The sequence below is a fragment of the Bradyrhizobium sp. JR4.1 genome, from assembly GCF_040548605.1.
GTDB classification, from domain to species: Bacteria; Pseudomonadota; Alphaproteobacteria; order Rhizobiales; family Xanthobacteraceae; genus Bradyrhizobium; species Bradyrhizobium canariense.
On sequence record NZ_JBEPRY010000007.1, the window covers coordinates 173,404 to 196,657 of the forward strand.

The window sequence follows — 23,254 nt, forward strand, 5'->3', positions numbered from 1 at the left end:
TCTCCTACCTCTTGCGCCCGCGCACCGCGTCCGACAGCCGCTCCAGCGCGGTGTCGAGCGTCTCGTCCTTCTTGGCAAAGCAGAAGCGCACCACCGAGGTCACAGGGTCCTGCTCGTAGAAGGCCGACACCGGAATTGCCGCGACCTTGTAGTCCTTCACGATCCGCCAGCAGAACTCGGTGTCGCTCTCGTTCAGCCCGAGCGGGGACAGGTCGACGGTGAGGAAGTAGGTGCCCTGCGACTTCAGCACCGGGAAGCCGAGGCTCTCCAGCCCCTTGGCGAGACGGTCCCTGCTCCGCGCCAGGTCCTTGCGCATCGACAGGAAATACTCGTCCGGCTTGCCGAGCCCGTAAGCGACGGCGGCCTGGAGGTTCGGCGCGGTGGTGAAGGTCAGGAACTGGTGCACCTTGGCGGCAACGCGCAGCAGCGGCGGCGCGGCGCAGACGAAGCCGATCTTCCAGCCCGTCAGCGAGAAGATCTTGCCGGCAGAGCCGACCTTGATGGTGCGGTCGCGCATGCCGGGGATGGTGATCAGCGGGATGTGCTTGTGCTCGTCGAAAGTGACGTGCTCCCAGACCTCGTCGCAGATCGCGATGACGTCGAACTCCTGGCAGTAGCGCGCCAGCAGCTCGAGGTCCTCGCGCGGAAACACCACTGCGGACGGATTCAGGGGGTTGTTGAAGAGCACCGCTTTGGTCTTTGAATTGAAGACGCTTTTCAGCATGTCCTCATTCAGCCGCCAATGCGGCGGCTCGAGCCGGACCAGGCGCGGAATGCCGCCGGCCTGGCGGATGATCGGCAGGTAGGAATCGTACACCGGCTGGAAGCACACCACCTCGTCACCGGGCTGGACGACGGCGAGGATGGCCGAAGTCAGGGCCTCGGTGCCGCCGGAGGTCACCATCACCTCGCTCATCGGATCGAGCTCGAGACCATGCCAGTGGCCGTAATGGGTCGCGATCGCCTGGCGCAGCTCCGGCAGGCCCATCATCGACGGGTACTGGTTGTAGCCGTTCAGCGAAGCCTCGGCCGCGGCGCGGCGGATGTCCTCGGGGCCGGGATCATCAGGAAAGCCCTGGCCGAGATTGATGGCGGCATTGTCGCGCGCGGCCTGCGACATCGCCTCGAAGATGGTGACCGGAAGGTCCGCGAAGACCTTGTTGAGGGACGAGCTCTTGGACATCGGCGGGGTCAGCCGCCGACCTTGCTGGGAAGACCCGCCGCCTTCCAGCCGAGCATGCCGCCGGCCAGATGCTTGTCGTACGGCAGCCCTGCCGCCTGCGCCGCCAGCGAGGCCGTCACAGAACGCTTGCCCGAACGGCAGGCGAACACGACCTCCTTACCCTCGGGATCGGGGATCGCCTTGGGATCGAAGGTCGAGAGCGGCACGACCACGCCGAAAGGATAGGCTTCGGCCTCGACCTCGTTCGGCTCGCGCACGTCGACGAGGAGATAGCGGCCCTCCGCGACACCCTTGGAGACCTCGTCCGGGGTCAGATCCTGTACTTGATTTGCCACATCATCCTCCAACGTCGCGGGCCGCTGCCGGGGCGATCCCGGCGGCCGGCAACCTCGCCTCTCGGCCGGTGAAAATCAAGCGCTACAAAGGCTTGAGCTGCCTTGCGCAAGTTAAAGCTAAATCGCAGCGACTTGAAGCGCGACCTTCAAATGGAGGATCAGATCGTCGCTTCAGATGGTGACCTGGGTGCCGACCTCGACAACGCGGCCGGAGGGGATCTGGAAATAGTCGGTGGCGTCGTTGGCGGAACGGCTGAGCGAGATGAACAGCCGGTCCTGCCAGCGCGGCATGCCGGAATGGGCGGCCGGCTTGAGCGCCCGCCGCGACAGGAAGAAAGAGGTCGACATGATGTCGAACTGCCAGCCGAGCTTGCGGGCGATCGCCAGCGCCTTCGGCACATTGGGCGATTCCATGAAGCCGAACTTCAGCGTCACCTTGGAGAAGGTCGGCGAGATCTGCTCCAGCTTCACCCGCTCGGCCGGATCGATGCGCGGGGTCTGCGCGGTCTCGATGGTGAGAATGACGTTCTTCTCGTGCAGCACCTTGTAGTGCTTCAGACTATGCATCAGCGCCGTGGGCGCGCTGAGGGGATCGCTGGTCAGGAACACGGCGGTGCCGGGCACGCGCTGCGGCGGCCGCTTCTCCAGCATCGCCACGAGGTCGGCGAGCGGGAATTCGAGCTTGCGCGACTTCTCGAACAGCAGCCGGCTGCCGCGCCGCCACGTGTACATCAGGATGATCATGAGCGCGCCGAGCGCCAGCGGCACCCAGCCGCCCTCGAACACCTTGAGCAGATTGGCGGCCAGGAAGGTGAGGTCGAGAAACAGGAACGGCGCGATCAGGGTGGCAGCCGTGAACGGCGACCACCGCCATACCTTCCAGATCACCACGAAGCCCATCATCGCCGTGACGACCATGGTCCCGGTGACGGAGATGCCGTAGGCCGAGGCCAGTGCGCTGGAGGAGCGGAACAAGAGCACCAGCAGGACCACCGCGACCAGCAGGAGCTGGTTGATGCGCGGGATGAAGATCTGGCCGGAATGGGCTTCAGACGTATGGCGAATTTCAAAGCGCGGCAACAGACCGAGCTGGATCGCCTGACGCGTCAGCGAATAGGCACCGGTGATGACCGCCTGGCTCGCGATGACAGTTGCGGCGGTCGCCAGCACGACCATGCAGCCGCGGAAAAAACCTTGCGGAAAGAGCTGGAAGAACGGGCTGACGATCGCCCCGGGATCGCCGAGCACGAGCGCACCCTGCCCCAGATAGTTCAGCGCCAGCGACGGCAGCACGATGAACAGCCAGGCGGTCTGGATCGGCCGCTTGCCGAAATGGCCGAGGTCGGCATAGAGCGCCTCCGCGCCCGTGACTGCCAGGAACACCGCTCCCAGCGTCACGAATCCGATGATGCCGTGGTGGAGCATGAACGACACCGCGTAGAGCGGGTTCAGCGCCAACAGCACCTGCGGCTGCTGGATGATCGGGTGGATCGCCGCGATCGCGATCACAGCGAACCAGACGCACATGATGGGGCCGAAGAAGGCGGCGACGCGAGCGGTGCCGCGGGATTGCACAGCAAACAGACCGACCAGGATGATCACGGTCAGCGGTACGATGTAGGGCTCGAAGTGCAGGGTGATGTCCTTCATGCCTTCGATCGCCGACAGCACCGAGAGCGCCGGCGTGATCACGGCGTCGCCATAGAACAGGGCGCCGGAAATGATGCCGAGCAGGACGATGGTTGTTCCGCGGGTGCCGACTGCGCGCTGGGCCAGCGCCATCAGCGCCAACGTGCCGCCCTCGCCGTTGTTGTCGGCACGGAGCAGGATCACGACGTATTTGAGCGTCACCACGATGATGAGCGCCCACAGGATCAGGGAGAGCACGCCGAGCACGGCCGCCGGCGTCGGCACCCCCTCCGCGCCGGACGCCGCCATCACCGCCTCGCGGAACGCGTAGAGCGGGCTGGTGCCGATATCGCCATAGACGACGCCGATGCTGCCGAGTGTCAGCGCACCGAAACCGGCGGTGGTGTGGGCGTCGCCATGCCCATTGGCCGCCGCCGTTTCCGGGGCGGAAATCGCTACATCACTTGTCATGGGAGAGCCTGATGGCCTCTAAAAATGCTTCACTGCACAACGGCGGGGAGCGCGGGGCTTATAGGCCTGCGCTACCGGCATAGCCTAGCCCGATTTTGGGGCTTAGGTATGCAATTTGGCATGTCTCTGCCAATCGCCGCTTAGATGGTGACCTGGGTTCCGACTTCAACCACCCGGCCCGTGGGAATCTGGAAATAGTCGGTGGCGTCGTTGGCGGACCGGCTCAGCGCGATGAACAAATGGTCCTGCCAAAGCGGCATGCCGGACTGCGCCGACGCCTTCAGCGAGCGCCGCGACACGAAGAACGAGGTCGACATGATGTCGAACTGCCAGCCCTGCTTGCGCGCGATCGCGAGCGCCTTGGGCACGTTCGGCTGCTCCATGTAGCCGAAGCGCAGGCGGACCTTGAAGAACTTGTCGCTGATCTTCTCCATCCGGAAACGCTCCGACAGATCGACCCGCGGCGTATGCGCGGTCTCGATGGTCAGGACCACGTTATGCTCGTGCAGCACCTTGTTGTGCTTGAGATTGTGCAACAGCGCGGTCGGCACGAAGGAGGGATCGCTGGTCAGGAACACCGCGGTGCCCTTGACGATGTGCGGCGGCCGCTTCTCCAGGCTCCGGATCAAATCGTCCAGCGGCACCTCGATGCGGCGCGTTTTCTGGATCAGGATCGCGGATCCTCGCCGCCAGGTCCAGATTGTCCCGGCCATGATCGCGCCGAACAGCAGCGGCACCCAGGCGCCTTCAAGCAGCTTCAGAAGATTCGCGCTGAAGAAACTTATGTCGACCACGACGAAGGGCAGGATCACCGCTGCGGCCGTCGCGGCGCGCCAGTTCCACAATTTCCAGATCACGATGAAGCCCATGATGCCGTCGGCAACCATGGTGGTGGAGACCGCAATACCGTAGGCCGAAGCCAGATTGCTGGGGGTGTGGAACAACAGCACCAGCAGCATCACACCGATCAGGAGCAGCCGGTTGACACGCGGCAGATAGATCTGGCCGGCGTGGGTTTCCGAGGTGAAGCGCACCTCGAAGCGCGGCAGGAGGCCGAGCTGCACCGCCTGATAGACCAGCGAATAGGCCCCTGTGATCACCGCTTGGCTCGCGATCACCGTCGCCGCGGTCGCAAGCCCGACCAGCGGCAGCACGAAGTGCTCGGGGACCATGCGATAGAAAGAGTGCTCGATCGCGCTGGGATCGGACAGCACCAGCGCGCCCTGCCCGAAATAGTTGATCAGGAGCGAGGGCAGCACGAAGAACATCCAGGCTGACTGGATCGGCTTGCGGCCGAAATGGCCCAGATCTGCGTAGAGCGCCTCACCGCCGGTCACCGCGAGGAACACCGCGCCCAATGTCACCAGGCCGATCGTGCCGTGCGACAGCAGGAATTGCAGCGCGTAATAGGGATTGATCGCTGCCAGCACCGACGGATCGTCGGCGATGTGAACGACGCCCAACACGGCAAGAACGGTGAACCAGACGACCATCACCGGCCCGAAGGCCGAGGCCACCAGCGCCGTCCCCTTGCTTTGGACCGCGAACAGCAGCGCCAGGATGAGCACGGTCAGGGGAACCACATAGTGCTCGAAGGCGGGCGTGGCGAGCTTCAGACCCTCGACCGCCGACAACACCGAGATCGCCGGCGTGATCATGGAATCGCCGATGAACATGGAGGCGCCGACCACGCCGAGCGCCATCAGGAACCAGCTCCGCCGCCCGAGCGCGCGCTGGCCGAGCGCCATGAGGGAAAGCGTGCCGCCCTCCCCGTTGTTGTCGGCGCGCAGCAGCAGCAGCACGTATTTGGCGGTGACGACGATCAGCAGCGCCCAGAGGATCAGCGAGAGCACGCCGAGCACCATAACCCGCGAGACCGGCTGGCCATGGGCGGCACCCCTGACGGCCTCGTGGAATGCGTAGAGCGGCGACGTGCCGATGTCGCCGAAGACAACGCCGATGCTCCCGAGCGTCAGGCCCCAGAAACCAGAGGTGACCGGCCCGTCCTGAGCTTCGGTCGATGTGATGCTCGCCGTCATATGAAACTGGAACGCTTCTGCCCGAGAATTGATCCGGCGCCTTTTGACGGTTCCGGCGCCCCTGTCAATCGGCACATCACCATAGCAGGCGCCGGGACGGATGCTGTGACGGCGCAGCAACGGTCGTCGCCCACGCGACGACATGCCTCAGGTAAGATGGTGGCACAAGAGCCCAAAGCCTTTCCGTTCCCGATTGAACGGGAATTGGCTCTACATCCTTGTTTTGTCGCGCTTTCTTCGCGCGAAACAGGGCCCGCTTCGCTCGAATGCGCCCTACGGCTTCAGATTCGGCGGCAGCGGCGGATCTTCGCGCATCAGGGTGATGGTCACCCGCCGGTTGGCCGCGAGCGAGGGATCGTCCGGAAACAGCGGCTGGGTGTCCGCCTTGCCGGCGACGGCGAAGACATGGGCGGCCGGCAAGCCCTCGCGTTCGAGAATCTGACGCACGGCATTGGCGCGATCGGCCGACAGGTCGAAGGCGCCGTAGTCGCTGCGGGTCGGCACGAATCCAGCCGCGGTATGGCCGGCGATGGAGACGCGCAGCGGCGTCGCCTTGAGCGGAACAGCAAGCTTCTCGATCAGGCGACGGGTGCGGTCATAGGGCACCTTGGAGCCGTCGGCGAACATCGAGCGGCCGTCCTGGTCCACGATCTCGAGGTTGAGGCCCTGCTTGGTCTCCTCGAACATGATGTGCTTGGACATCTCGGTCAGTTCCGGCATGTCCTGCAACGCCTGGCGCAGCGAGGCCGCCGCCAGTGCAAAATTCCGGTCGACCTTGATCTTCGCGCCCGAGGTGCGGTCACGATCCTCCTGGTCCGGCGTCGGCGTGTTGGAGGAGTCCTCGGGCTGAATGTGATCGACGTTCTTCAGCCGAGGGCGGGTCGGCAGCCCGTCGGACTCGACGATGCCGGAATAGCGCGCTTCGGTCTGGACACCGAAGGCGTCGCGCATGGAGCCTGCGACGACCTTCAGCTTGTTGGCATCCTGGGTCGAGAACGCGACGAGCATCACGAAGAAGCTCATCATCAGGCCCATCAGATCGGCGAAGGTCACGAACCAGCCGTGACCGCCTCCGTGTGAATCGCCGCGCTTCTTCTTGGCCATGTGTCAAATCCCGACGCGCGGCCTCAGGCCGGCACCGGCTCGCCTTCGGCGTGGCGGTGCTTCTCGGGCAGATAGGCCAGCAGCATTTCGCGGACCAGCGTCGGGCTCTTGGAGTCGCGGATCATCAGGATGCCGTCGATGATCAGCGTGCGGTTGGTCTCTTCGTCCAGGAGCTTGCCATGCAGCTTGTCCGCGATCGGGATACAGAACAGGTTGGCGACCAGCGCGCCGTAGAGAGTCGCGAGCAGCGCGGTCGCCATGAACGGCCCGAGCTTTGACGGGTCGGTCATGTTGGCGAACATCTGCACCATGCCGATCAGCGTGCCGACCATGCCGAAGGCAGGCGCGCAGTCGCCGATGGCGCGGTAGATCTTGCTGCCTTCGTCCAGATGCATCAGGAAATTGTCGCGGTCGCGCTCGAGATTGTCGCGAATGAAATCGAGGTCGTAGCCGTCGGCGACGTAGCGGATGCCCTTGGCGAGGAACGGCTCGTCGGTCTCGACCTTTTCCAAACCCACCGGCCCCTGCTTGCGGGCGATCTCGGCGATGCGGGCGAGTTCGTCGACCAGATCATGCGCTGACAGACGGCTCATCGTGAAGGCAAACTTGGCGCCGAGCGGCAGGCCGTGGATCAGCGTCGAGAGCGGAAAGCGGATCATGGTCGCAGCCGTCGAGCCGCCGAAGATGATGATCATCGCATGCTCGGAAATGAACATGTGGAGATCGCCGCCCAGCAGCATCATCGTCGCGATGACGACAATGCCCGCCACGAGCCCGATGCTCGTCATGATATCCATGGGAGACTCCAACGCGAACGCAACAACGGCCGTCCTGGCCGATGGCGCGGCCCAACCCCGAACCGCATCGGAAACCCTAGTGAGCCGCGATTAAAGACGCGTAAAGGTTAAGTTGAGCCGGCGCGCCTGGCGGCCGCAGCGTGCTGAAAGGCGCCGGCTTTTGCCGACTGCCGACACGGATTTCAATATTTTGCTAACCATACGGCGGCCCCGCACCGTCACCCAACGCGGGACGCGCGCGAAGTCCTCGGCTGCGCTGCCGCGGTGTTTGGCGAGCCGGATCAGGCCGCCTTGTTCCTGACGGAACAGGGCAGCCAGCGAGCGACGTCGCAGCCTTAGATCGTTCCGGTCCCGCCGCTAGTGGATCTCCGCCGAACGCTTCAGTGCGGCCTTCAGCTTCTCCAGCGAGAAGTCGGGGCTGCGGGCGATCTCGAGGATCGGCGTCTCGCGGCGGCCGCAGAGCTCGGCTGCCTCGGGCAACTTTGCTGCGATGTCGTGCGGGATCACGATGGCGCCGTGCAGATCGGCGTGGATCAGATCGTCCGACTTCACGGTCATGCCGGCAACGCGCACCTCGCCGCCAAAGCTCTCGGCATGCACCCATGCATGCGACGGGCCGATCGAGCCGGCCAGTGCCTGGAAGCCCGGCGCCCATTGCGGGATGTCGCGGATCGAACCGTCGGTGATGACGCCGAGGCAGCCGAGCGCCTTGTGCACGTTGCTCTGCACCTCGCCCCAGAACGCGCCGTAGCCGACGTCGGGACCGTCGATATCCTGGATCACCGAGATGCGCGGACCGTGGCCGGTACCGACATATTCGTAATAGTCGATGCGGCGCTTGGACTGCTCTTCCGCCGGTAGCGAGTTTTTCAGCACCGAGCGGATCGCGACCGTGCGGGCATAGCCGACGATCGGCGGCAGATCGGGAAATGGGCAGACCAGCGGCTTGGTGGTGTAGCCGATCAGCCGGCGCTCGGGCGCCACGATCTCCATGGCATTGCAGATCGTCGGCGTGTCATAGCGGCCCAGCGCTTCGAGGACGGAAGCGGGCAGCGGCCCGGTCGCGATATTCGTCACGGCGTTCTCTCCCAGATTGGCGGCCGCTGTTGGCGCGGTGCCGCCGTCACCAGGCGATATAGCCGAGATCGGGCCTCAACCCAACTCAGGGCACCTCATGGCAGATATCCAAGTCTTGCTGCTTAAGTGGCTCAGTGCAGCCGGTCAGGCCGGTCGTCGTCGCGCGGCGGCTCCGACAGGTTTGCCAGCGTCGGTGCCGACGGCGGCGACGAGACCTCGCCTCCCGCCGGCGCCGTGGCTTCCATCGCGCGCGCCTGGTCGCGATAGGATTTGTAGCCGAGCGGCAAAGCGAGCAGATACAGCACCGTGCCGATCGACAGCACGTGCCAGGGATAGGCGATCAGGATTGCGATGAAGACGATCACCGCGACGAACGCGGGCAGCACCAGTTCGGGCGGCACGCGCATGCGCTTGGTCTTGCCGGAGAACACCGGCAGGCGCGACACCATCAGGAAGGCGATCAGCAGCGTATAGGCAGCCGTCACCGCCGCAGGCAGCCGGCCGAGATCGAGGAACGCGACATAGATCGGCAGCAGCACCGTGATCGCGCCCGCCGGCGCCGGCACGCCGGTGAAGAAATTGGCGGCGAAGGCCGGCTTGTTGGGATCGTCCATGGTGGCATTGAAGCGCGCCAGGCGGAGGCCACCGGAGATCGCGAACACCATGGCGGCGATCCAGCCGGCATTGCCGAGTTCGTGCAGCTGCCAGAAATACAGCATCAGGCCGGGCGCCACGCCGAAATTGACGAAGTCGGCGAGGCTGTCGAGCTCGGCGCCGAACTTGGACTGCCCCTTGATCATGCGCGCGATGCGGCCGTCGATGCCGTCGAGTGCCGCCGCAAACACGATGGCGTAGACCGCGAGCGACATCCGCCCCTCGATCGAGAGCCGGATCGAGGTCAGGCCGGCGCAGATCGCCAGCAGCGTGATGACGTTGGGCACCAGCATGCGCACCGGGATCGGGCGGAACCGCCGGCGGCGCACATCAGGATCTTTGAAGTCGTAGGGCGTCATGGCTCGTCCTCACCTTGGGGCGAGATATAGCAAGCCGCGTTCCCCTCCGCCATTGCGGCGGAAGACCCTTCGGGCCGACTTAATGGTTAATTGGAGCGGTAGGCGCGGCTCGGGTCGTCTCCGGCGAGATCGGCCAGAATCGTCTCGCCGGCGATCGCGGTCTGGCCTTCCGAGACCAGCGCCCTGGTGCCCAGCGGCAGATAGACGTCGAGCCGCGAGCCGAAGCGGATCAGACCGAAGCGCTCACCGGCGCCGATTGCCTGCCCCTCTTTGACGAAGCAGACGATGCGCTTGGCGACGAGCCCTGCGATCTGGACCACGCCGATCCGCGCCGTCGGCGTCGTGATCGCCAGCGAGTTGCGCTCATTGTCCTCGCTCGCCTTGTCCAGCTCGGCATTGATGAACAGGCCGGGACGGTAGGCGATACGGTCCACCCGGCCCGTGATCGGGCTGCGGTTCACATGGCAGTTGAACACGCTCATGAACACCGAGATGCGCGGCAGTGGCCGGTCGCCGAGCCCGAGCTCGGCCGGCGGCAGCGCCATGGTGATCATCGAGACGCGGCCGTCGGCCGGCGACACCACGAGCCCCTCGCGCACAGGAGTCACACGCACGGGGTCGCGGAAGAACAGCGCGCACCACACGGTCAGGATGGTGCCGATCCACCCCAAAGGCGACCACAGCCAGAACAGGACGAGGCTTGCCAGCGCAAAGCCGCCGATGAAGGGATAACCCTCCTTGTGGATCGGCGGGATCTGACGCTGGATCGAATCGAGAATGGACATCGCTATCTGCCGCTCAGGGTTGATGGCGCAGGTCGTCCCGCGCGGTGGTGTTGTTTAGGCCAGAGTTGGGACCTGAGACAAGGTCACTCCGCCGCCGCAGGCGTCGTCAGGACATCGGCGACCGGCGGTGGCTCCCGGTTGGGCGCCTCGTCAGGGTCGGCCATCCTGGCCAGTTTCTCGCGCGCCGCCTCGGCCTCGCGCTGCCTGTTCCACATGCTGGCGTAAAGCCCCTCCTCCGCGAGCAGTTTCGCGTGGGTGCCGCGCTCGGCGATGCGGCCCTGGTCCAGCACGATGATCTCGTCGGCGCCGACGATGGTCGAGAGCCGATGGGCGATCACCAGCGAGGTGCGGTTCTTGGCCACGCGCTCGAGTGCGCCCTGGATCTCGTGCTCGGTGTGGGTGTCCAGTGCGGAGGTCGCCTCGTCCAGCACCAGGATCGGCGGCGCCTTCAACACGGTGCGCGCGATCGCGACCCGTTGTTTTTCACCACCTGACAGTTTCAGGCCGCGCTCGCCGACCTGGGTCTCGTAGCCTTTCGGCGCCATGCGGATGAAGTGATCGATCTGCGCCAGCTGCGCTGCCTGCTCGACCTCGGCATCGCTGGCGTCCCAACGGCCGTAGCGGATGTTGTAGCGGATGGTGTCGTTGAACAGCACGGTGTCCTGCGGCACCATGCCGATGGACGCGCGCAAGCTCGCCTGCGTGACTTCGCGAATGTCCTGGCCGTCGATCAGGATCTTGCCGCCGGAAATGTCATAGAGGCGAAACAAAAGCCGCGAGATGGTCGACTTGCCCGCACCTGACGGGCCGACGATCGCGACCGTCTTGCCGGCCGGCACCTCGAAGCTGATGCCCTTGAGGATCGGACGGGACGGCTCATAGGCAAAGCGCACGTCCTCGAAACGCACATTGCCCGCGGAGACCACCAGCGGCTTCGCGCCCGGCGCGTCCTTGATCTCGGCCTCGCGTCCAAGCACGTTGAACATCTTCTCGATGTCGATGATCGCCTGCTTGATCTCGCGATAGACCATGCCCATGAAATTCAAGGGCTGGTAGAGCTGGATCATCATGGCGTTGACCAGCACGAAATCGCCGACCGTGTTGGTGCCGTTGCGCACGCCGATCGCGCACATCAGCATGGTCGCGGTCAGCCCCAGCGTGAAGATCACGGCTTGTCCGGTGTTGAGCACGGCAAGCGAAGTGTAAGCCTGGACGCTCGACTCCTCGTAACGCGCGACCGATCGGTCGTAGCGCTGCGCCTCACGGGTCTCGGCGCTGAAATATTTGACGGTCTCGTAGTTGAGCAGCGAGTCGATCGCCTTGGTGTTCGCCTCGGTGTCGGCATCGTTCATCTTGCGGCGGATGCCGATCCGCCACTCGGTCGCGATGTAGGTGTAGTACATGTAGACCGCGACAGTGACGAGGGTCGCGAGCACGTAGCGCCAATCGAACTGCCACAGCAGCACGGCCATCAGCAGCGAGACTTCGACGATGGTCGGGATCAGCTGCAGGATCACCATGCGCACGATGACCTCGATGCCCTCGCGGCCGCGCTCGAGCACGCGCGTCAAGCCGCCGGTCTTGCGCTCCAGGTGGAAGCGCAGCGACAGCTCGTGCATGTGGATAAAGGTGATGGTGGCGAGCTTGCGCACCGCATGCATGGCAACGCGCGCGAAAATACCGTCGCGCCATTGCGTGAGCACCGCCATCACGATGCGCATCACGCCATAGCTGGCGGTCAGCAGCAGCGGCGAGGCGATCACCCAGAGGTGCCAATTGTCGGCCTGAACCGGCGCGGTGTTGGCGCCGGTCAGCGCGTCGGTCGCCCATTTGAAGCTGAAAGGAACCGTCAGCGTGATCAGCTTGGCGGCGAGCAGCAGCACCATCGACCAGACCACGCGCATCTTCAGGTCGAAGCGGTCGCCCGGCCAGATATAGGGCCACAGATGCGCCAGCGTGCCCATCAGCGTGGCCCGCTCCAGCGGCCCCCCGGCGGGATCAGGAACGTTGGGGCCGGCGGGCAATTGAGCTTGGTCCATCAAGAAGCCTGAAAAAGCCCGTGGGATGCGGGCTGCGTTGCTATTAAGGATTTTCGATTGTCATATAGAGCCTTACCGATGCCCATGCACCCCGCCAGATGGCGAATCTTCGATTGTTCGCCGTCGTTTACCGGTAGATTTCCGGAAGTCCCGAATCACCGATTGGGCTTGACGCCTCTCCGCTGCAATGCATCATGGCACCAATGAGCACGATCAAAACCGTCTGTGTCTATTGCGGCTCCGGCCCAGGAACCAATCCCCGTTTCACCGAAGGCGCCAAGGCGTTCGGCAAGGCGCTCGCCGAGAACAACATCCGCCTCGTCTACGGCGGCGGCTCGCTCGGCCTGATGGGCTCGGTCGCGACCTCCGTGCTCGATCACGGCGGCACTGTCACCGGCATCATCCCCGATTTCCTGCGGATGCGCGAAAACGCGCTGACGCGCGTGCAGGAGATGATCGTCACCCCCGATATGCACGAGCGCAAGCGGCTGATGTTCGAACGCTCCGACGCCTTCGTGGCGCTGCCGGGCGGCGTCGGCACGCTGGAGGAACTGGTCGAGCAATTGACCTGGAAGCAGCTCGGACGTCACGCCAAGCCGGTGCTGCTGGCCAACATCGATAATTTCTGGGAGCCGCTGTTCTCGCTGCTGTCGCACATGCGCCAGACGGAATTCATCCGCGCCGGGCTTTCGGTCGACATCCTCAAGGCCGATCGGATCGAAGAGATTTTGCCGAAGCTGAAATCGGCGGCAGCGCAGATCGAAGATGCGGAAAAGCAGATCGCCCCGGAAATGGCGCGCAAGCTCTAGTCCGCAGGAAACGTCACCGCCTCGATCCGGTTACCATCGGGGTCGAGGACGAAGGCTGCGTAATAACGCACGCGATCGTGCGGGCGGATACCCGGCGAGCCGTCGGACACGCCGGCGGACAGCGCCGCGGCGTGAAATGCATCGACCTCGGCGGTCGTCTTGGCCCGCAGGCAGATATGCACGCCGCTCTCCGGCGGCACGTGCGGCATGCCCTCGCGCAGATTGATCCAGAATTCGGGATAGGCCTTGCCAAAGCCGATCGTCCGCGGCCGCGTGACGATGCGCGTGAGTCCGAGGGCCCCGAGCGTTGCTTCGTAAAATGTCGCCGAACGTTCGAGATCGCTGACGCCGACGGAGATGTGGTCGATCATGCCTTGGTCCCTCCTCACCCCCAGCTGTCATTGCCCGGCTTGACCGAGCGATCCAGTATTCCGAGACACCAGAGAGCTACGGAGAAGCCACGGTGTACTGGATACCCCGCTTTCGCGGGGTATGACAGCCATTGTGGGTCCTACGCCGGCGCGCCCGACTTCACCAGCTTGTAGATCACCGAATCCATCAGCGCCTGGAACGAGGCGTCGATAATGTTGGGGGACACGCCGACCGTGGTCCAGCTGTCGCCGTTCTCGTCCTCGCTCTCGATCAGGACGCGCGTGACCGCGCCGGTGCCGCCGTTGAGGATACGCACGCGATAGTCGATCAGCGTCAGGCCTTCGATATATTTCTGGTACTTGCCGAGATCCTTGCGCAGCGCGACGTCGAGCGCGTTGACGGGACCGTTGCCTTCGGCCGCCGAGATCAGATGCTCGCCGGCGACGTTGACCTTGACCACCGCCAGCGCCACGGTGACGCGCTCGCCATGCGAATTGTAACGCTGCTCGACATTGACGTCGAACTGCTCGACCTCGAAATAATGCGGCACCTTGCCGAGCGTGCGCCGCGCCAGCAGCTCGAACGAGGCGTTGGCGGATTCATAGGCGTAGCCTTGCGCCTCCCGCTCCTTCAACTCCTCGACCAGCCGCGATAGTTTCGGATCGCTCTTCTCGTAGGCGATGCCGGCGCGGTCGAGCTCGGCGATGACATTGGAGCGTCCGGCCTGGTCGGACACCAGCACCTTGCGGTGATTGCCGACCAGTTCCGGCAGGACGTGTTCGTAGGTCTGCGGATCCTTCAGCACGGCGGAGGCATGGATGCCGGTCTTGGTGACGAACGCGCTCTCGCCGACATAGGCTGCATGCCGGTTCGGCACGCGGTTGAGCATGTCGTCAAGCGTGCGCGACACCTTGACCAGAGTTGCGAGCTTCTCCGCCGTGACGCCGATCTCGAAGGCGTCGGCAAACTCGGCCTTCAGCTTCAAGGTCGGGATCAGCGAGCACAGATTGGCGTTGCCGCAGCGCTCGCCGAGGCCGTTCAGCGTGCCCTGGATCTGCCGCGCGCCGGCGCGCACCGCAGCGAGCGAATTCGCCACCGCCTGCTCGGTGTCGTTATGGGCGTGGATACCGAGATGATCGCCGGGGATGTGCTTCGTCACCTCGGCAACGATCGCTTCGATCTCGTTGGGCATGGTGCCGCCGTTGGTGTCGCACAGCACCACCCAGCGCGCGCCGGCGTCATAGGCAGCTTTCGCGCAGGCGAGCGCGAAACCGGAATCCTCCTTGTAACCGTCGAAGAAATGCTCGCAGTCGAGCATCACCTCGCGGCCGGCGGCCTTCGCCGCCGCAACGCTGTCGCGGATCGACGCGAGGTTCTCCTCCTTCGTCGTCTCCAGCGCAACGCGCACCTGATAGGCCGACGACTTCGCCACGAAGCAGATCACGTCGGCTTTTGCCTCAAGCAGCCCGGCCACGCCGGGATCGTTGGAGACCGAGCGCCCCGCCCGACGTGTCATGCCGAACGCAGTGAAGCGCGCATGCGAAAACTTCGGCTTGGTGCCGAAGAACTCGGTGTCGGTCGGATTGGCGCCGGGATAGCCGCCCTCGACATAGTCAATGCCGAGTTCATCGAGCATCTGGGCAATGATTTGCTTGTCGGTCAGCGTGAAATCGACGCCATTGGTCTGCGCACCGTCGCGCAGCGTGGTGTCGAACAGATAGAGACGCTCCTTGCTCATTGCAGCGCTCCCGTCGCGGGTCCACTGCCCAGCGTCTTCTGCATGGTGGTGTTGGCCAGCCACTCGTCGTTGACGGTGATGCTGTTGCGCTGCATGGCGACATAGCCGCGCTTGGCGAAAAAGCCCTGGGCGTTGTCGCTGGCGTCGACCGTCAGCTTGTCGGCGCCGCGGCCGCCCGCAAGCTTTTCCAGCGCATCGACGAGCATCGTCGCCAGGCCCTGCCCGGCCACCGCCGGATGCACATAGAGCATGCGAATATGATCCTTGCCGCGCAGCGAGGCAAAGCCCACCGGTGATCCCTCCAGCGTTGCGATCAGCGTCAGGTCGGAGGCGAGCCCCTTGCCGAACTCTTCGTCCTCCGCCGCCGCCATCCATGCTTGCTGCTGCGCTTCGCTATAGTCGTCGCCGGTCAGCTCTTCGATGCTGGCGGTGAAGATCGCGGCGAGAACCGGCACGTCCTCCGGCAGGAAGGGCCGCAAGCCGGGCTTTGGGAGTGCTTGTGCCATCGTCTTTACCACATCCCATAGAGTTTCAGTGCCAGCGCCACGGCGGCGCCGAGCAGCAGGATTTTCAGCGCGATGTAATAGAACCAGTGCCGCGGAAAAGGCGTGTCGGGCCGCTTCATCGTGCGACCTCCCACGTCGTGCCTTCCTTGGAGTCCTTGATCGCAACGCCCATCGCGGCAAGCAGATCGCGGATACGATCGGATTCCGCAAAGTCTTTGCGCGCACGCGCCGCCGTCCGCTCCGAGATCAGCCGCTCGACTTCCTTGGCATCGACGCCGCTCGCCTGCTGCTTGCGCCCTTCCCACTGTGCGGCGCTCTCGGAGAGAAAGCCGAGCAGCCGCAACGAACCCGCGAGGGCACCAACGTCGCTGCCGCGCAGGCCATGCAGCGCCGCGATGGCCAGCGGCGTGTTGAGGTCGTCGAGCAGCGGCTCGATCACCGACGGGGCGGGCTTGCCGGGTACGACGTCAGCCGCAACCCGATACCAGTCGTCGAGCGTCCTGGCGCTCTCCTCCAGCGACTTCGTCGTCCAGTCGATCGGCGAGCGGTAATGCGTCTTGAGCATATTCAGGCGCAGCACTTCGCCCGGCCATTCCGCGAGCAGCTCGTGAATCGTGACGAAGTTGCCGAGCGACTTCGACATCTTCTCACTCTCGACCTGCAGGAAGCCGTTGTGCATCCAGTAGTTAGCCATGCGCTCGCGGTGGAAGGCGCAGCAGGTCTGCGCGACCTCGTTCTCGTGATGCGGAAACACGAGATCGATGCCGCCGCCATGGATGTCGAAGTGCTCGCCGAGATGCTTCCAGGCCATGGCCGAGCACTCGACGTGCCAGCCCGGCCGCCCCTGCGCGGCGACGCCGGCCGGTGATGGCCATGACGGCTCGCCGGGCTTGGACGGCTTCCACAGCACGAAGTCGGTGTTGCCCTTCTTGTAAGGCGCGACATCGACGCGGGCGCCGGCGACCATCTCGTCCAGCGAACGGTTGGACAGCGCGCCATAGCGCGGCAGCCCGGCATTCGCCGCGTTCATCGCCTGCGGCGAGAACAGGACGTGATCCTCCGCAACATAGGCAAAGCCGCCGGCAACCAGCCGCTCGATGATCTCGCGCATCTCGCCGATGTGCTCGGTCGCGCGCGGCTCGACGCTCGGCCGCAGCGCGCCGAGCGCGTCAACGTCGGCGTGAAACTGTTTGCCGGTCTGCTCCGTGACTTTCCGGATCGCCTCGTTCAGCGGCAGGCCAGGGAAATCCCGCGCCGCGCGGTCGTTGATCTTGTCGTCCACGTCGGTGATGTTGCGGACATATTTGACGTGCGCCTCACCGTAGAGATGGCGCAGCAGCCGGAACAGCACGTCGAACACGATCACCGGCCGGGCGTTGCCGATATGGGCGAAGTCATAGACGGTCGGTCCGCAGACATACATGCGGACGTCCTTGGCATCGAGCGGCACGAAGGTGCGCTTTTCCCGGCTCAGCGTATCGTAAAGGCGCAATTCCATAAGGATACCCGTCGGCTGTTGGCCGGGCGTCCAGTGCTCTCAATGGTTTTGAGAAAAGACGGCTCCAGCCAGCGAATCGCTAGCTCGTAATCTCGCGGCAAATGGCGCAAATGACGAGGAGACCGTTCATGACGGAACATATGGGCTATGAGGCGGCCCCGCGTCAAGAGAGCCGCGAAAATGCCGCTTTATCTCCGCAATGCGCAGCCGCCGCGCATAGATGGTTCATATCCTTAACCATTTGAGCCCATTCTGGAACTGGCAGTTCCTATTTTTTGCCCTCCGGTGTTTTCATGCGATCATTGCTCGCGCTCATTTCTTGCGCCTCCATGCTTGTCGTTTCCAGCGCTCTCGCCGAGACCCGCGTCTTCATCATCCCCAACCAGGCGGACGGCTACGGCGTCGATCAGTGCCTGGCCAAGAGCGACAAATGCGGCGCGCAGGTCGCCAGCACCTACTGCCAGTCACGCGATTTTGCCCAGGCTTCGGCCTATCGCCGGGTCGATCCCGACGAAATTACCGGCTCTGTCCCCAAATCCGGCGCAAACTGCTCCCATGGCCATTGCGATGAATATGTCGCAATCACCTGCCAGCGCTGAATTCGCTCGGAACTGGCGTACCTTAGGCCCAATCGCTGGCCTCTGAAACGACGTGACGATGCCGCAGGAAGCGGCTATGGGAGGGCGCGCTTCGGCCCCCCACATCACGCGTGGCCGTGACCTCGCTAGAATGGCGGATATGCCTGAATTTTTGTCTCTCTCCCGTGCTCGCTCGATCCTTGCCTGCGCCGTGCTCTTGAGCACGGTCGTGCTCGCCAATGGTGCCTCCGCACAGGCCGGCCCGCCGGGACCGCCGCCTCAGCCCGGCCAGAACGGGCTCGGACCCAACCCGATGTGCGCGCGCTTGGAAGGCCAGCTCGCCGGTCTCGATCGTGGCAACGGCGGTGATCCCGCGCGCGAAGACCAGATCCGCCGCTATCAGGAATCGCAGAGCAAGCAGCAGGCCGAGCTCGACCGCGTCACCATGCAGGCCAAGCGCATGGGTTGCGATTCCTCCGGCTTCTTCTCGCTGTTCAGCGGCCAGTCCGCGCAATGCGGTCCGGTCAACACCCAGATCCAGCAGATGCGCGCCAATCTGGACCAGATCACCGGCAATCTCGAACGCCTGCGCGGCGGCGCCGGCGGCTTCAGCCCCGAGCGCGACAACCAGCGCCGCTCGGTGCTGGCAGCACTGGCGCAGAACAATTGCGGCCCGCAATATGCCAACGCCGCGCAGTCGCAAGGCGGCGGCAACTTCCTGAGCAATCTGTTCGGCGGCAACAACCCCAACAATCCGCAAAGTGTGCCGCCGTCCGATCTCGGCCCGCAATCAGGCACCTATCGCACCGTGTGCGTGCGCACCTGCGACGGCGCGTATTTCCCGGTCTCGTTTGCGACCGTGCCGGCGCGCTTCCCCGACGACGAGAAGACCTGCAAGGCGCTGTGCCCGGCCGCCGAAGCCGTGCTCTACACCCATCGCAATCCCGGCGAGGACATGAACTCCGCGGTCTCCACCAGCGGCCAGCCCTACACGGCGCTGCCGACCGCGTTCAAATTCCGCAGCGAGTTCAACCCGTCCTGCTCCTGCAAGGCCGCGGGCCAGACCTGGGCGGACGCGCTCAAATCCGCCGACGACAAGGCGTCGGCCGAGCAGCAGGGTGACATCATCGTCACCGAGGAGAGCGCCAAGAAGATGCAGCAGCGGCAGCTCAACAAGGGCACGCCCGCGAATGCCAAGAAGGGCGCAGCGCCGGCGACGACGACGGCTGGCGCGCCGGCAGCAACGCCGCCGGCGGAAACCGGCACCGCTACGACCTCGTCCGAGAACAAGCCGATCCGTTCGGTCGGGCCAAGCTTCCTGCCGCAACAGCAGAAGTAGGCGGCCACAAATTCAACTGTCATGCCCGCGAAGGCGGGCATCCAGTACTCCGCGGCGGCAGTTGGTTTCGACAACGTCCGCCGCGGCGTACTGGATCATCCGCCTTCGCGGATGATGACAGCGTCGTACGTGACGACACCGTCCATCCCACGACCTTCGGCCAGCCTTACCCCTCGAACGCGTCGATCGAGGCATTGCTCCCACGCGACACCAGCGTCTCGTCCGGGGCGGCGAGCTGCTCGCCTTTGTCGCGAAAGCGGTTGGTGATGGGATAACGGCGGTCGCGGCCAAAATTCCTGGCTGTGACCTTGACGCCGGGCGCGGCTTGGCGGCGCTTGTATTCGGCGACGTTGAGGAGATGATCGATGCGGGTGACCGTCTCGCGATCGAAGCCGGCGGCGATGATTGTGTCGAGCGGCTCTTCGCGCTCGATGAGACGCTCCAGGATTGCGTCGAGCACGTCGTAAGCCGGCAACGAATCCTGGTCGGTCTGGTTCTCGCGCAACTCCGCCGTCGGCGGCCGCGTGATGATGTCGGGCGGGATCACCTCGCCGTCCGGCCCCAGCGCCCCCTCGGGCTTCCACGAATTGCGCAAGCTTGCCAACCGAAACACCTGCGTCTTGTAGATGTCCTTGATCGGATTGAAGCCGCCATTCATGTCGCCGTAGAGCGTGGCGTAGCCGACCGACATCTCCGACTTGTTGCCGGTGGTCACCACCATCAGACCGGTCTTGTTGGAGATCGCCATCAGCAGCGTACCGCGGGTCCGGGCCTGGAGATTCTCCTCGGTGACATCGGGCGGCAGATTCTTGAAGATGCCGGACAGGATGGTCTCGAACCCATTCACCGCTTCCGCGATCGGCAGGACCTCGTAGCGGATACCGAGATGGCCGGCGAGCTCGCCGGCGTCCGCGATCGAGTGTGCCGCGGTGTAGCGATAAGGCAGCATCACGCCGTGCACCTGATCGGCACCGAGTGCATCGACCGCGATCGCCGCGCAGAGGGCAGAGTCGATACCGCCGGAAATGCCGAGTAGCACACCGGGAAAGCCATTCTTGGCGACGTAGTCGCGTAAGCCCAGCACGCAAGCCGCGTAGTCGGCGTGGTCGCCCTCGGGCTGCGCGGCGATCGGACCGGTGCAGCGCCAATCGTCGCCGCTTCTCGTGAAGTGCAGTGTGGTGATGCTCTCCGCGAACGCCGGCAATTGCGCCGCGAGCGAAAGGTCGCCGTTGAGCGCGAAGGAAGCACCGTCGAACACCAGCTCGTCCTGGCCGCAAACCTGGTTGAGATAGACCAGCGGCAGACCGCTCTCGGTGACGCGCGCGACCGCGACCGACAAGCGCACGTCGGCCTTGTCGCGGGCATAAGGCGAGCCGTTCGGCACAAGGATGATCTCCGCGCCGGTCTCGGCCAGCGTCTCGACCACGTTCTCGTAGTTCTCGGACTCCTCCAGCCAGATGTCCTCGCAGATCGGCACACCGATGCGCACGCCGCGCACGGTGACGGGGCCGGCCGCGGGACCGCGCGAAAACAGCCGCTTCTCGTCGAACACGCCGTAGTTCGGCAGATTGCATTTGAAGCGCAAGCCAGCGATACGGCCGCCGTCGAGCAGCGCACAGGCATTGTAGAGCCTGCCCTCCTCGACCCAGGGCGTGCCGATCAGCATCGCCGGCCCGCCATCGGCGGTCTCGCGCGCCAGCGCTTCGATCGCAGCGCGGCAGGCGGCCTGAAACGAAGGCTTCTGCACCAGATCTTCCGGCGGGTAACCGGCGATGAACAATTCCGGAAACAGCACGAGATCGGCGCCGTCGGCGGCTGCCCGCACGCGCGCCGCGCGCGCTTTCGCGGCATTGCCGTCGATGTCGCCCATGGTGGGATTGAGCTGGGCGAGCGTGACCGCGAATGCATTGAGACGTTCGGTCATGGCCACCGCGCTCCGATCAGAGCATGATCCGGAAAAGTGTGAAGCGGTTTTCCGAAAAGATCATGCTCAAAACAACAACCTAAAGCGCGATTAGCGCTTTAGAGGAATCCCAATCGCTCGATGATGGCGATGATCCAGAATGCGCCGGCCATCAGGAGCGCAAGACCGACCGCGGCCGAACCCATGTCCTTGACCCGTCCGATCTGCTTGTCGTGATCCATGGTCAGCCGGTCGGCAAGCTTCTCGATCGCAGTATTGAGCAGCTCGACCACCAGCACGAACGCGACCGCGCAGATCAGCTCGACCGCGCGCATCGCAGTCGCGCCGACGAACCACGCGAGCGGCAGCGACAAGAGGAGCGCAACGATTTCCTCGCGGACCGCCTGCTCCGAGCGGAACGCAAAGGCCAGACCGTTACGGGAATTGATCGTGGCCTTCCAGATCCGCAGCAAGGTCTTAGAGCCCCGCTGCGACCGGGATCGGCCTGACCTTGCCAGCGCGTTCCTGCTTGAGCAGTTCTGCGACCAGGAAAGCCATGTCGATGGATTGCTCGGCGTTGAGCCGGGGATCGCAGACCGTGTGGTAGCGGTCGTTGAGATCCTCGTCGGTGATCGCGCGGGCGCCGCCGAGGCACTCGGTGACGTCCTGGCCGGTCATCTCCAGATGCACGCCGCCGGCATGGGTGCCTTCCGCGGCGTGGATCGCGAAGAACGACTTCACCTCGGAAAGAATGCGGTCGAAGGGCCGCGTCTTGTAGCCTGACGTCGAGGTGATGGTGTTGCCGTGCATGGGATCGCACGACCACACCACCACTTTGCCCTCGCGCTTCACGGCGCGGATCATGTTCGGGAGGTGCTCGCCGATCTTGTCGGAGCCGAACCGCCCGATCAGGGTTAGTCGGCCCGGTTCGTTGTCGGGATTGAGCACGTCGATCAGCTTCAGCAGTTCGTCGGGCTTGAGCGACGGGCCGCATTTGAGCCCGATCGGATTCTTGATGCCGCGGAAATATTCGATATGGCCGTGGTCGAGTTGGCGGGTGCGGTCGCCGATCCAGATCATGTGACCCGAGGTCGCGTACCAGTCGCCGGTAGTGGAATCGACGCGGGTCATGGCCTGCTCGTAGCCGAGCAGCAGGGCCTCGTGGCTGGTGTAGAAATCGGTGGCGCGCAGCTCGGGGTGGGCCTCGAGATCGAGGCCGCAGGCGCGCATGAAGTTGAGCGCATCGGAGATGCGGTCGGCCAATTCCTTGTAGCGGCGGGACTGCGGCGAGTCCTTGAGGAAGCCGAGCATCCACTGATGCACGCTGCCGAGATTGGCGTAGCCGCCGGTCGCGAACGCGCGCAACAGGTTCAGCGTCGCGGCCGACTGGCGATAGGCCATCAGCTGGCGCTGCGGATCAGGGATGCGCGCTTGCTTGGTGAAGGCGATGTCGTTGACGATGTCGCCGCGATAGCTCGGCAGCTCGACACCGTCGATCTTCTCCATCGGCGAGGAGCGCGGTTTTGCGAACTGGCCGGCGACGCGCCCGACCTTCACCACCGGGACGGCGCCGGCATAGGTCAGCACCACCGCCATCTGGAGCAGCACACGAAAGAAGTCGCGGATGTTGTTGGCACCGTGCTCGGCAAAGCTCTCGGCGCAGTCGCCGCCCTGCAGCAGGAAGGCCTCACCGGCCGCGACCCGCGCTAAGGCCTTCTTCAGATTGCGCGCCTCGCCCGCGAATACCAGCGGCGGAAAGGTCGCAAGCTGCGCCTCGACGTCGGCCAGGGCCTTGGCGTCGGGATAATCGGGCACCTGTAGCACCGGCTTGCTGCGCCAGGATTCGGGCGTCCACCGCTCGGACATCGCAATCTCTCCGTGAAGCAAAAAGCACAACCTGATCTGTGGGTTGCGAGGGTCGCCTTATACACAGGCTGGCCACCGGCCGCCAGTTGTAAATCCAATTGGCACTGCAAAGCCTTGCGGGGAAAGCCAAATTCGCATTTGCTGGGAAACGGCGAGGAAACCGGCAGGATACC

At 64.5% G+C, this 23,254-nt stretch carries 20 protein-coding genes; 3 read left to right on the plus strand and 17 right to left on the minus strand.

What is annotated here, in order from left to right; translation table 11 throughout:
• Positions 1 to 4: 4 nt before the first annotated feature.
• The 10 genes from ABIB90_RS17365 to ABIB90_RS17410 all read right to left on the minus strand — a co-directional run bounded on the left by ABIB90_RS17365 (position 5) and on the right by ABIB90_RS17410 (position 12,472).
• The gene (locus ABIB90_RS17365; RefSeq protein ID WP_007592485.1) at positions 5 to 1,183 is read right to left on the minus strand and encodes an aminotransferase; all 1,179 of its coding nucleotides are present in this window, start codon (positions 1,181 to 1,183) and stop codon (positions 5 to 7) included.
• Between the two features lie 8 nt (positions 1,184 to 1,191).
• Positions 1,192 to 1,518, minus strand: a complete 327-nt coding sequence (locus ABIB90_RS17370; protein WP_007592491.1) for a rhodanese-like domain-containing protein — start codon at positions 1,516 to 1,518, stop codon at positions 1,192 to 1,194.
• A 171-nt stretch (positions 1,519 to 1,689) separates the two neighbouring features.
• Positions 1,690 to 3,618: a potassium transporter Kup gene (locus ABIB90_RS17375; RefSeq protein ID WP_354161201.1), complete on the minus strand. Its 1,929-nt coding sequence runs from the start codon at positions 3,616 to 3,618 to the stop codon at positions 1,690 to 1,692.
• Positions 3,619 to 3,758: 140 nt separating this feature from the next.
• Positions 3,759 to 5,657 carry a potassium transporter Kup gene (locus ABIB90_RS17380; RefSeq protein ID WP_354161198.1) on the minus strand — a complete coding sequence of 633 codons (1,899 nt, stop codon included), beginning with the start codon at positions 5,655 to 5,657 and terminating at the stop codon, positions 3,759 to 3,761.
• A gap of 273 nt (positions 5,658 to 5,930) precedes the next feature.
• Entirely contained in the window at positions 5,931 to 6,761 is an 831-nt protein-coding gene (locus tag ABIB90_RS17385; RefSeq protein WP_007592497.1) for an OmpA/MotB family protein, read from the minus strand.
• A gap of 23 nt (positions 6,762 to 6,784) precedes the next feature.
• Positions 6,785 to 7,558, minus strand: a complete 774-nt coding sequence (locus tag ABIB90_RS17390) for a motility protein A (RefSeq protein ID WP_007592499.1) — start codon at positions 7,556 to 7,558, stop codon at positions 6,785 to 6,787.
• A gap of 357 nt (positions 7,559 to 7,915) precedes the next feature.
• Positions 7,916 to 8,635, minus strand: a complete 720-nt coding sequence (locus ABIB90_RS17395) for an RraA family protein (RefSeq protein ID WP_007592501.1) — start codon at positions 8,633 to 8,635, stop codon at positions 7,916 to 7,918.
• A 131-nt stretch (positions 8,636 to 8,766) separates the two neighbouring features.
• Positions 8,767 to 9,648 (minus strand): CDP-alcohol phosphatidyltransferase family protein, encoded by an 882-nt coding sequence (locus ABIB90_RS17400; RefSeq protein WP_007592503.1) that lies wholly within the window; start codon positions 9,646 to 9,648, stop codon positions 8,767 to 8,769.
• 86 nt (positions 9,649 to 9,734) lie between these two features.
• Positions 9,735 to 10,439 carry a phosphatidylserine decarboxylase gene (locus ABIB90_RS17405; protein WP_256375820.1) on the minus strand — a complete coding sequence of 235 codons (705 nt, stop codon included), beginning with the start codon at positions 10,437 to 10,439 and terminating at the stop codon, positions 9,735 to 9,737.
• 77 nt (positions 10,440 to 10,516) lie between these two features.
• Positions 10,517 to 12,472, minus strand: coding sequence for an ABCB family ABC transporter ATP-binding protein/permease (locus ABIB90_RS17410; RefSeq protein WP_354127855.1), 1,956 nt, complete (start codon positions 12,470 to 12,472; stop codon positions 10,517 to 10,519).
• Positions 12,473 to 12,675: 203 nt separating this feature from the next.
• On the opposite strand from ABIB90_RS17410, the gene ABIB90_RS17415 reads away from it, so the two are divergent.
• Complete coding sequence (locus tag ABIB90_RS17415) at positions 12,676 to 13,281, plus strand: LOG family protein (protein ID WP_007592508.1); 606 nt, start codon at positions 12,676 to 12,678, stop codon at positions 13,279 to 13,281.
• Here the strand turns inward: ABIB90_RS17415 and ABIB90_RS17420 are convergent.
• The 4 genes from ABIB90_RS17420 to cysS form a co-directional block, all read right to left on the minus strand.
• Positions 13,278 to 13,652, minus strand: coding sequence for a VOC family protein (locus ABIB90_RS17420; RefSeq protein WP_007592511.1), 375 nt, complete (start codon positions 13,650 to 13,652; stop codon positions 13,278 to 13,280). The two genes, ABIB90_RS17415 and ABIB90_RS17420, sit on opposite strands and share 4 nt — an antisense overlap.
• Before the next feature lie 140 nt (positions 13,653 to 13,792).
• Complete coding sequence (cimA, locus tag ABIB90_RS17425) at positions 13,793 to 15,391, minus strand: citramalate synthase (protein ID WP_007592513.1); 1,599 nt, start codon at positions 15,389 to 15,391, stop codon at positions 13,793 to 13,795.
• A complete protein-coding gene (locus ABIB90_RS17430) occupies positions 15,388 to 15,897 on the minus strand; it encodes a GNAT family N-acetyltransferase (RefSeq protein ID WP_354161190.1) in 510 nt (169 codons plus the stop codon). The genes cimA and ABIB90_RS17430 overlap by 4 nt, the downstream gene beginning before the upstream one ends.
• Positions 15,898 to 16,012: 115 nt before the next feature.
• Entirely contained in the window at positions 16,013 to 17,395 is a 1,383-nt protein-coding gene (gene cysS, locus ABIB90_RS17435; RefSeq protein WP_354161187.1) for a cysteine--tRNA ligase, read from the minus strand.
• Between the two features lie 293 nt (positions 17,396 to 17,688).
• Between cysS and ABIB90_RS17440 the strand changes: the two genes are divergently transcribed.
• Together ABIB90_RS17440 and ABIB90_RS17445 are read left to right on the plus strand one after the other, a co-directional pair.
• A complete protein-coding gene (locus ABIB90_RS17440) occupies positions 17,689 to 17,994 on the plus strand; it encodes a hypothetical protein (protein ID WP_354161184.1) in 306 nt (101 codons plus the stop codon).
• 130 nt (positions 17,995 to 18,124) lie between these two features.
• The gene (locus ABIB90_RS17445) at positions 18,125 to 19,312 is read left to right on the plus strand and encodes a DUF2865 domain-containing protein (protein ID WP_035992901.1); all 1,188 of its coding nucleotides are present in this window, start codon (positions 18,125 to 18,127) and stop codon (positions 19,310 to 19,312) included.
• Positions 19,313 to 19,478: 166 nt separating this feature from the next.
• On the opposite strand, the gene ABIB90_RS17450 is transcribed toward ABIB90_RS17445, so the two are convergent.
• The 3 genes from ABIB90_RS17450 to ABIB90_RS17460 all read right to left on the minus strand — a co-directional run bounded on the left by ABIB90_RS17450 (position 19,479) and on the right by ABIB90_RS17460 (position 23,081).
• The gene (locus tag ABIB90_RS17450) at positions 19,479 to 21,236 is read right to left on the minus strand and encodes an NAD+ synthase (RefSeq protein WP_354161181.1); all 1,758 of its coding nucleotides are present in this window, start codon (positions 21,234 to 21,236) and stop codon (positions 19,479 to 19,481) included.
• 98 nt (positions 21,237 to 21,334) lie between these two features.
• Entirely contained in the window at positions 21,335 to 21,688 is a 354-nt protein-coding gene (locus ABIB90_RS17455) for a diacylglycerol kinase (protein ID WP_354127850.1), read from the minus strand.
• A gap of 4 nt (positions 21,689 to 21,692) precedes the next feature.
• Complete coding sequence (locus ABIB90_RS17460; protein WP_219682552.1) at positions 21,693 to 23,081, minus strand: class II 3-deoxy-7-phosphoheptulonate synthase; 1,389 nt, start codon at positions 23,079 to 23,081, stop codon at positions 21,693 to 21,695.
• Between the last annotated feature and the right edge of the window lie 173 nt (positions 23,082 to 23,254).

Coding starts and splice junctions, on each gene's coding strand:
- ABIB90_RS17365 (WP_007592485.1), bottom strand. CDS start 1,183: ATGTCCAAGAGCTCGTCCCTCAACAAGGTCTTCGCGGACCTTCCGGTC.
- ABIB90_RS17375 (WP_354161201.1), bottom strand. CDS start 3,618: ATGACAAGTGATGTAGCGATTTCCGCCCCGGAAACGGCGGCGGCCAAT.
- ABIB90_RS17380 (WP_354161198.1), bottom strand. CDS start 5,657: ATGACGGCGAGCATCACATCGACCGAAGCTCAGGACGGGCCGGTCACC.
- ABIB90_RS17385 (WP_007592497.1), bottom strand. CDS start 6,761: ATGGCCAAGAAGAAGCGCGGCGATTCACACGGAGGCGGTCACGGCTGG.
- ABIB90_RS17390 (WP_007592499.1), bottom strand. CDS start 7,558: ATGGATATCATGACGAGCATCGGGCTCGTGGCGGGCATTGTCGTCATC.
- ABIB90_RS17400 (WP_007592503.1), bottom strand. CDS start 9,648: ATGACGCCCTACGACTTCAAAGATCCTGATGTGCGCCGCCGGCGGTTC.
- ABIB90_RS17410 (WP_354127855.1), bottom strand. CDS start 12,472: ATGGACCAAGCTCAATTGCCCGCCGGCCCCAACGTTCCTGATCCCGCC.
- ABIB90_RS17415 (WP_007592508.1), top strand. CDS start 12,676: ATGAGCACGATCAAAACCGTCTGTGTCTATTGCGGCTCCGGCCCAGGA.
- ABIB90_RS17420 (WP_007592511.1), bottom strand. CDS start 13,652: ATGATCGACCACATCTCCGTCGGCGTCAGCGATCTCGAACGTTCGGCG.
- cimA (WP_007592513.1), bottom strand. CDS start 15,391: ATGAGCAAGGAGCGTCTCTATCTGTTCGACACCACGCTGCGCGACGGT.
- ABIB90_RS17430 (WP_354161190.1), bottom strand. CDS start 15,897: ATGGCACAAGCACTCCCAAAGCCCGGCTTGCGGCCCTTCCTGCCGGAG.
- cysS (WP_354161187.1), bottom strand. CDS start 17,395: ATGGAATTGCGCCTTTACGATACGCTGAGCCGGGAAAAGCGCACCTTC.
- ABIB90_RS17440 (WP_354161184.1), top strand. CDS start 17,689: ATGCGATCATTGCTCGCGCTCATTTCTTGCGCCTCCATGCTTGTCGTT.
- ABIB90_RS17445 (WP_035992901.1), top strand. CDS start 18,125: ATGGCGGATATGCCTGAATTTTTGTCTCTCTCCCGTGCTCGCTCGATC.
- ABIB90_RS17450 (WP_354161181.1), bottom strand. CDS start 21,236: ATGACCGAACGTCTCAATGCATTCGCGGTCACGCTCGCCCAGCTCAAT.
- ABIB90_RS17460 (WP_219682552.1), bottom strand. CDS start 23,081: ATGTCCGAGCGGTGGACGCCCGAATCCTGGCGCAGCAAGCCGGTGCTA.